The organism is Peribacillus sp. YIM B13481 (genome assembly GCF_042787985.1).
Classification (GTDB): domain Bacteria; phylum Bacillota; class Bacilli; order Bacillales; family DSM-1321; genus Peribacillus; species Peribacillus simplex_A.
Map to the genome: position 1 here is coordinate 1 of NZ_JBHZPE010000094.1, position 7,764 is coordinate 7,764.

Below are 7,764 nucleotides of genomic sequence, written 5' to 3' on the forward strand. Positions count from 1 at the left end.
GTCTCGCACTTCCGCTCCAATCAACCTTAAATAGTTTCGTTTTAAAAACAACAATCTTTACGAAAAGAGCCTTTTATAAAAAGCGCTTTCGAACACTTGGCGATGGCAGCATGCAGCTCTCTTCTTTCTTTCCGAACCATTTGTAACGGTTCTTGGCAATGAAGTCATAAACGATGTTCCGGATGAAGCTTGGAACGATGATGAAACCGTAAAGCAATTTCCATGCCCCTTGTAAGCGGCGGCAAATCCTCAAGGCTGCAGACGATTTATAGTAGGCCTTGTCCTTTTCGATCAGAACCATGCTATCTATATCTGCGGGAGCATCGTATTTCTTCAGCAGCTCTTGACCCGCCTCACTTTGAAGCGAAGCGTAATAAAGAAGCCCCTGCGGATCCCGCTTTATAATGAACTGGACACTCGAATCACAAAAGTTGCATTCACCATCAAATAAAATGACCGGATTCATGAACATTCCTCCTATAGAGAGACGTTTATCATACTCATGCTTCAATAATACACTACCCGTTTTGGTAAGGCGAAAACGCAAGGAATTGTTTGGGGTTTTAACGGTTTGTTTTCACTAGCAATTGGATTTTCTATCGACATCCTACTATTAATTATAAAAGTATATGGAATAAAAATGAATTTTCTGGGAGAGAATACTTATATTAATTACAAAGTAGGAGTGTATATATGGATCAAACACTTTATGAAAAAATTGGTGGAGAAGAAGCGATAGCAAAAGTTGTGGACTATTTTTACAACGAGTTGGTTCTTAAGGATGATACAGTTAATCATTTTTTTGAAAAAACGGATATGGAAAAACAACGCAGTCATCAGACAAAATTTATTAGTTTTGCATTAGGTGGTCCAAAACAATATTCTGGACAATCAATGGCAAAAGCTCACCAGGGAATGAATCTCCAACCAGCCCATTTTAATGCTATTGTAAAACATCTTAACGATGCACTTGCTCACTTTGGAGTGAATGAAGCTGACATAGATACAGCTTTAACTAAAGTTGCTTCACTAAGAAATGATATTTTGAATAAATAACTAACAGGTGCTTTACTTCAATACCAGGAGCTGATCAGCAGCTCCTTTTCTTATGCAACAAACGAGTGCGTTAGCTTAAGATCCAAGCCGTCTTTTGGTTCTCATTAGACACAAATTGTGCAATACCCTTAATAACGAGGGTTTAGGGTTTAAGGACTAAAATGGATTATTATGGTATATTTAATGAAAAAAGGAGTAAGCATATGAAGTTGGTTCTTCAAGCGTTTATTGGTTCAATTGCACTTCATGTTTTATATATAGTCTGTTTGATGTTAGTGAGTATGATAAAAACAAAGAACTATAAACCAGATATTGTGAGTGCATGGGATAAAGTAGACACCCTTCAAAAGGAAGTAGAGATTGTCGGTAAAGTTATACCACCTTATTTTTACGTATTATCTTTTGTTGGGGTAGCTGCGATTTGTGGAATTATCATTTTAATGTATAGCAAAATATGAAATTAAAAGGGTGGGTTAGTAAAGGAGTGTTTTTTTGAAAAAGGTGTTAATAGGTGTCATTAGTATTGTGGTTTTATTTATAGGTGTCTTCTTTTTTCTGAAATTAAACCAACCTTTAGTAGCTTATCCAAGTGCTTCAGCGAATGATAAGCAGGTACAATTGGTTTCGGTAGGAAATAAAAGTCCATTTGATGATATTCAAATTGAAGAAGTTCTTGTCAATGATAAAGTTGTACCATCCAAAGTGAAATTACAAGTGAGTTATCATCCAAAAGGGTTTATTATCTCTGACCATTTTAATGGCGAAGAAGCAAGTGAATATACCTTCAAAGGATTAGATTCTATAACTCTTAAACCAAAGACAGACCCACAAAAGCAACTTGATAAAGTAAATGCTGGTACTGCAACAGAAGATGATACCATATATGCTCTTTCGTTAGTGCATGAACATAGTATTGACAAAGTCGCAATTAAATACCGGCACCTTGGCATGCCACATGAATTGGTTGTGTCCACTAAATAAAGCAATGGTTGGACTGTGAAATCCTATACTTAAACTAATGGTGCTTTACTTCAAAGGGTGGTTACAGAAGCAACCTTTTTGTTATGGAACGAAAGGGCAGGTTGTTGAATATGAAACTGTTAAAATAGTGATAAAGAAGGTGATCAGGGAAAATGGCTGCATTTCCAGAAGAAAATGACTTTCTGTCGTTATTTGAATGTGAACCAATGTTATTAGATACCACTTCAAAAGACTTGCCATTTTATTATAATAAAGCAACATACCGGTTTTCTAATGGAGAAGAAGACTTTATTGTTACACTTTCGCCCTCCTATGGAGAAGTAAAAATACAAGTAACTCACCGTACTTCAAATAGATTGTTATCACTTTTGGACTTAAAACGGGTTGATAAATTCGAAATTAAATCAGATAAAAAAGACCATTCAGTTGTACTATTAACAGTTGTTAATGAGGATTACCAACAAATGATTGAAATTGATTTTAAGCCTTATTTTAAACAGATTTTCAAAGAACATTTTACTGGGTAGCAAAAAAGTCTGATTAAGCTAATAGGCGATTTATTTCATTAATGAAGGTTGGAAATCAACTTGGAATAATTTAAAAGTGCATCATATAAATCGTTCTTACTAAGCTAACGGGTGCAATAGCTGAAGAATGGAGCTGCCATAGAGGCTACTTTCTTGTTTCATAAACGGTGCTGAATAGGGAGAGAAGCTAGGAAGAAATTTTATAAAAGCTAAATACACGTAATGGGTAGTATTCATCGATTTTTTAACAAGAAAACAACAAATAAAGCAGTAAACAAAAATTGAGGAGGTATTGTAGTGAATCAACACCAAATCATAATTACTCAGTATAATCCCAAGTACGCTGAACAAACGGTGAAAATGTGGCGAGATAGTAAGGAACAGGCAATTGGTCAGAAAGAAATTCATAGCTTTGAAAATCACGTTTATTTTTTAAATAATATATTACCTGAACAGTTTCAAATAAATTTAGCGTTAATTGACGATAGAGTAGTTGGAATGATTGCTTCTAATGAAACGGAAATAAGCCAACTTTATATTCATATAGATTATCAAGGAATTGGTATAGGTCAAACATTACTAGATAAAATAAAAGCAAAATCAAGTGGGAGATTAACATTATATACATTTGAAGTAAATGAAAACGCACAACGATTTTATGAAAAGAATGGATTTAAAATCATTGGTAGAGGACACGAAAATGAAGAAAATTTACCTGATATTCAATATGAATGGATATCAAAATAAACAATGTTAACGGAGACTCCTATAGCTTTTTTATACCTGTAAAATTTCTACTCGTTCTTTAGGTCTCTGTAAAAAAAAGAGTCGGCTTCACTTCTAGATTAAAACATCACTAAAGCCGCAAGGGGCTATTAATTTCACATTATCCCTTTCATCTAATTTTACTCCTAAAGCTGTTGCTGTTTCTGGGAACTTGGAAATAGCATCAACGGCAGAAGAATAGGGAGGCATATTACTTTTAATGTGAATTCTTGCTTCATTCTTTACAGACCAAGGAATGTTCGGCATAAGGGTTTTAAGCATTTCCTCAAATTTTTTTTCCATTAATTCATCAATATTTGTAGGGTCAAAATAAATTAAATCAATATCTGGGATTGGAGTTCTTTCATTGAAATTATGTAATGTTCCCATATTTTTGAACAAACAAATCCAGCACATATCCACCAATCAGGTAAATTTAACGATTTTGCTGCTTTTAATATGTTCATCATCCATTGATCTTCTGTAATAAGCTCAAAGATTTTTTCCTCATTTATCACTGTGAAATTACTCCATAACATGTATATTACTTTTTTAATTCGTTAACCTTGAATGCTTATCCTTCTTCAACTATCCTGCCCCTCATATAAAAAAAAGCTGCCATAAAGACAGCTCCGATCTCCAGCTAACGCACCCGAGTTCATTAGGAAAAGCGAACCTTATTAAAAGAATCGCGCCCTACTGTGGAACAAAAACCGGTTGACATAAAGCTAATTTTAGGAAGTTTCAACTATATTCTTTTTCGTTTTTTACTGGTATAATATGGATGATTTTGTTAATGAGAGGGGAGAAAAAGATGAATCAACTTGTATTTAAGCAATTTGAGATGACAAGAGAATATTTCATCAAGAATGTAGAGTCCATTTCTAAGGAACAAACTGATGTGCAGCCAGATGGTTTTAATAACACAATTCATTGGCATACAGGTCACGTTTTGACAATTACTGAACAAACTATGTTTGGTTTCCCGCATGTAACAACTCACCTTCCCATGAATTATATAGAATTGTTTGGGAATGGTACAAAACCAGCTGATTGGACAGGGAATATACCTGCTATGGATCAACTTATTGTACAGCTGAAAGGTCAATTAACTCGTTTAAAGCAAATTTCTGCTGAACAGCTAGATCAAGATTTGGATACACCATTCCTAGGTTGTAAGACTGTTGGCGAGCTTGCAGGTTTAACATTAATGCATGAAGCGACTCATATGGGGCAAATTCAGGCAATGAAGCGTATAATTGAACATGTAAGTGTTAAAAACTGAATTTAACAAAGTGTTATATTTAGATGAAAAAATCAGTCTAATAAAACTGGTTTTTTCTTTTGTTATATTTTATACATTATTAGTCTACATAACACTCTCTATTTTCATTTACTCCACTAACCATTCCCGTTTGTAAACCTCCTGATATCTTAATAATAATCTCCGGAAAATATACAAATTAACAATAACATTTTTTTAATTAATAATAATTTGAAGTCTTCATTTTTTATAATAGGTTAGGAGATATAACCAATAAACTATACTAGGGATACGTAAAATGCCTTTTTTGGTGAGATTACGATATTTCACTTTAATTTCATTTACAATAAGTAGAGGGAATATTTCGTCATTTAAAATTTAGTAAAATTAAATTATGTATTTAGGGAGGGAATGAATATGGATATTGGAAACGAATATTTAAAGATTGTAATCGAAAGGTTTAAAAGTGTAAAAAGCCTAGGAGATAAAACGATAAATCAATTATCCGAAGGGGAAATACATTGGACGTATAATATCGAGTCAAATAGTGTTGCAGTAATAGTAAAGCATTTGAGTAGAAATATGGTTTCAAGGTGGACTGATTTTTTAACGTCAGACGGAGAAAAGGAATATAGAAATCGTGATGAAGAATTTATAGATGATATATCTTCAAAATCCGAACTAACTATTGTTTGGGAAAAAGGCTGGAAAACCCTAATTGATACATTAACTGGTTTAAGCGAACAAGATTTATTAAAAAATATATACATTCGTGGAGAAAGGCATTTAGTTTTAGAGGCTATTGAAAGGCAGATGGCACATTATGCTTATCATGTGGGGCAAATTGTTTTTATTGGTAAACAAGTAAAAGATAATAAATGGGAGAGTCTCAGTATTCAAAAAGGAAAATCGGAAGAATATTTAAAACAAATGCTTGATAAACACCAGGGAAAATAAACCAAGAATAGTATAACCCTGCTAAAAAAACATCTCGTTATTAAGCAGCGGGTGCTAGAGCTAAGGTCAGAGCTGTCTATATCGGGGAAGATTAGTACAAAACAATCTTTAGTAAATTTCATTTTGTTATAATGAAAATAAAATCATTACTATTATAGGAGATAAAATGTTTAACAAAATGAAGACTTGGGCGAGAAATTTAAAACGACAGATTTTTATCCTTTACTTTGCTTGTAAAGATGAACGGGTGCCTTGGTATGCAAAGGTATTTACAGCTTGTGTTGTTGCTTATGCATTCAGTCCGATTGATCTAATACCAGATTTTATACCCATTCTTGGCTACTTGGACGATGTAATTCTCGTTCCAATAGGGATAATGATTGCATTAAAGATGATACCAAAGAGTGTTTTAACCGACTGTGAAGTTAAGGCAGAAGAAATGATGAAAAAGGGTAAGCCGAAGAATTGGATAGTCGGCTCAATAATATTATTGATTTGGGTCTTAATTATAATATGGGCTTTTAGTAATATTTATCGCTTAATCAACTGACAGATGCGATAGCTTAAGATCGGAGCTGCCTTTAAGGCAGCTTTTTCCTTAAGGAACTAACGGGGCAGTTAGTGCAATAAAGCGTCCAGGGGTTATAATTAAGGATGCAGCTTTATTAAAAAACTAGCAAGTTATTATGTTAGAGAAGAGGTTAACAATGAAAAATAGAGAGGGAGCTATCGGTTACTGTTTGGGAATGGGTAATACATATGAAGATTATCCATTTCGTGATAAGAATTGGACGTTAATGCGACATATAGATAACAAGAAAGTGTTTGCGTGGATATTTGAAAAAGATGGCCATATTTGGATTAATGTGAAATGTGATCCCGGTTTTTTAGATTATTGGCGTCAGATTTACCATTCGGTAGTTCCGGCATTTCATCTTAATAAGGACCATTGGAATTCGATAATACTTGACGGTACTGTTCCAAAGGAAGCCATTTACGAAATGATAAAACAAAGCTATATGCTAACTAAAAAAAATAATAGTAAAGTTAATTTCAAAAAGTGAAGGCATTGATTCAGCAGGAAGGATTTATGCCTTTTTCTTATGGCACTAACGGGGGCAGATTAGCTCTATAAGAAAAGTGGAAGGTAAATCCAATTAATAGTATAGTCATATGTACTAGATCCTTTTTGTAGTCTATTCCTTGATCGAAGAATAATTCAGGTGAGGGGGATTGTACCAAATATTTTACATTGCTTTTATTTTTCGAGAAAATAAAGGTACAATTAATACTTATATAGCTTATTAATGATAAAAGATAATGAGGTAGGATAAAAATGATTGCAAAAACAGAAGAAGATTTTAATGGTTTGAAGGAAATTGGCAAAATTATTGCTTCCATTAGAGATGAATTGGTACGAAGGACAATTCCTGGCATAACGACCAAAGAACTTGATGATATAGCCGGAGAACTTTTAGAAAAAGCAGGTGCAGTGTCAGCTCCAAAAGGTGTATATGATTTTCCTGGCTATACTTGCATTAGTCTTAATGAAGAAGTGGCACATGGTATTCCGGGTCATCGGGTTATTCATGAAGGGGATTTAGTAAATATAGATGTATCTGCTTCAAAGAACGGTTATTTTGCAGATACAGGAATCTCATTTGTGGTAGGAGAAGGAGAAGAAGTATTAACGAAAATATGCGACGTTGCTAAAAAGGCATTTGAAGCAGGTCTTAAGAAAGCAAAACCCGGTTCCAAAAAAAGTAGAATCGGAAAAGCAGTATTCGAAACAGCGAGACAACATGGATTCACTGTTATCAAAAACCTTACAGGACATGGTGTTGGACGTAGAATACACGAAGCACCTGACCATATTTGTAATTATTATGATCCATGGGACAATGAAATATTAAAGGAAGGGATGGTTATCGCATTCGAACCATTTATCTCAACCTTTGAAGAAGAAGTGCTCCAAAAAGAAGACGGTTGGACCTATGCTACAGAAAAAAGCTATGTAGCTCAATTGGAACATACTATTATCCTTACTAAAGATGGTCCGATTATTGTCACACTTTAATTCAAGCGAGGATTCGATTGGTGTATCCCACATCAACCCACTTAAATAAGGGAGTTGCTTTGAAGTGAACCCAAAAAGTTAGACACTTTATTTAATTAGGCAGCCTTGAGGGCATGAACCCGGTAATCTACCGGGCT

The 7,764-nt window shown here is 34.1% G+C and carries 11 protein-coding genes and 1 pseudogene; 10 read left to right on the plus strand and 2 right to left on the minus strand.

Annotation, left to right across the window (positions count from 1 at the left end):
• Positions 1-73: 73 nt before the first annotated feature.
• Positions 74-466 (minus strand): thiol-disulfide oxidoreductase DCC family protein, encoded by a 393-nt coding sequence (locus ACFX4X_RS24660; protein ID WP_377387374.1) that lies wholly within the window; start codon positions 464-466, stop codon positions 74-76.
• Positions 467-693: 227 nt separating this feature from the next.
• Here ACFX4X_RS24660 and ACFX4X_RS24665 point away from each other — a divergent pair, with 227 nt between their 5' ends.
• The 5 genes from ACFX4X_RS24665 to ACFX4X_RS24685 all read left to right on the plus strand — a co-directional run bounded on the left by ACFX4X_RS24665 (position 694) and on the right by ACFX4X_RS24685 (position 3,311).
• Positions 694-1,056, plus strand: a complete 363-nt coding sequence (locus tag ACFX4X_RS24665) for a group I truncated hemoglobin (protein WP_284469820.1) — start codon at positions 694-696, stop codon at positions 1,054-1,056.
• 203 nt (positions 1,057-1,259) lie between these two features.
• Positions 1,260-1,514, plus strand: a complete 255-nt coding sequence (locus ACFX4X_RS24670) for a hypothetical protein (protein ID WP_377387377.1) — start codon at positions 1,260-1,262, stop codon at positions 1,512-1,514.
• A 34-nt stretch (positions 1,515-1,548) separates the two neighbouring features.
• On the plus strand, positions 1,549-2,037 hold the full coding sequence (locus ACFX4X_RS24675) for a hypothetical protein (RefSeq protein ID WP_377387380.1): 489 nt from the start codon (positions 1,549-1,551) through the stop codon (positions 2,035-2,037).
• Between the two features lie 152 nt (positions 2,038-2,189).
• A complete protein-coding gene (locus ACFX4X_RS24680) occupies positions 2,190-2,564 on the plus strand; it encodes a hypothetical protein (RefSeq protein WP_377387383.1) in 375 nt (124 codons plus the stop codon).
• Between the two features lie 297 nt (positions 2,565-2,861).
• Positions 2,862-3,311 (plus strand): GNAT family N-acetyltransferase, encoded by a 450-nt coding sequence (locus ACFX4X_RS24685; RefSeq protein WP_284469824.1) that lies wholly within the window; start codon positions 2,862-2,864, stop codon positions 3,309-3,311.
• Between the two features lie 61 nt (positions 3,312-3,372).
• Here ACFX4X_RS24685 and ACFX4X_RS24690 read toward each other — a convergent pair.
• A pseudogene (locus ACFX4X_RS24690) lies at positions 3,373-3,868 on the minus strand (nucleotidyltransferase family protein); the annotation flags it as partial.
• Positions 3,869-4,143: 275 nt separating this feature from the next.
• Between ACFX4X_RS24690 and ACFX4X_RS24695 the strand changes: the two are divergent.
• The 5 genes from ACFX4X_RS24695 (at position 4,144) to map (ending at position 7,627) form a co-directional block, all read left to right on the plus strand.
• Positions 4,144-4,614: a DinB family protein gene (locus ACFX4X_RS24695; protein ID WP_377387386.1), complete on the plus strand. Its 471-nt coding sequence runs from the start codon at positions 4,144-4,146 to the stop codon at positions 4,612-4,614.
• A 396-nt stretch (positions 4,615-5,010) separates the two neighbouring features.
• Entirely contained in the window at positions 5,011-5,550 is a 540-nt protein-coding gene (locus ACFX4X_RS24700) for a DUF1572 family protein (protein WP_061464636.1), read from the plus strand.
• A 166-nt stretch (positions 5,551-5,716) separates the two neighbouring features.
• Positions 5,717-6,100, plus strand: a complete 384-nt coding sequence (locus ACFX4X_RS24705; RefSeq protein WP_377387389.1) for a YkvA family protein — start codon at positions 5,717-5,719, stop codon at positions 6,098-6,100.
• A gap of 157 nt (positions 6,101-6,257) precedes the next feature.
• Positions 6,258-6,614, plus strand: a complete 357-nt coding sequence (locus ACFX4X_RS24710) for an MmcQ/YjbR family DNA-binding protein (protein ID WP_061464634.1) — start codon at positions 6,258-6,260, stop codon at positions 6,612-6,614.
• Positions 6,615-6,886: 272 nt separating this feature from the next.
• Positions 6,887-7,627 carry a type I methionyl aminopeptidase gene (gene map / locus ACFX4X_RS24715; RefSeq protein WP_284469828.1) on the plus strand — a complete coding sequence of 247 codons (741 nt, stop codon included), beginning with the start codon at positions 6,887-6,889 and terminating at the stop codon, positions 7,625-7,627.
• The last annotated feature ends 137 nt before the right edge of the window (positions 7,628-7,764 follow it).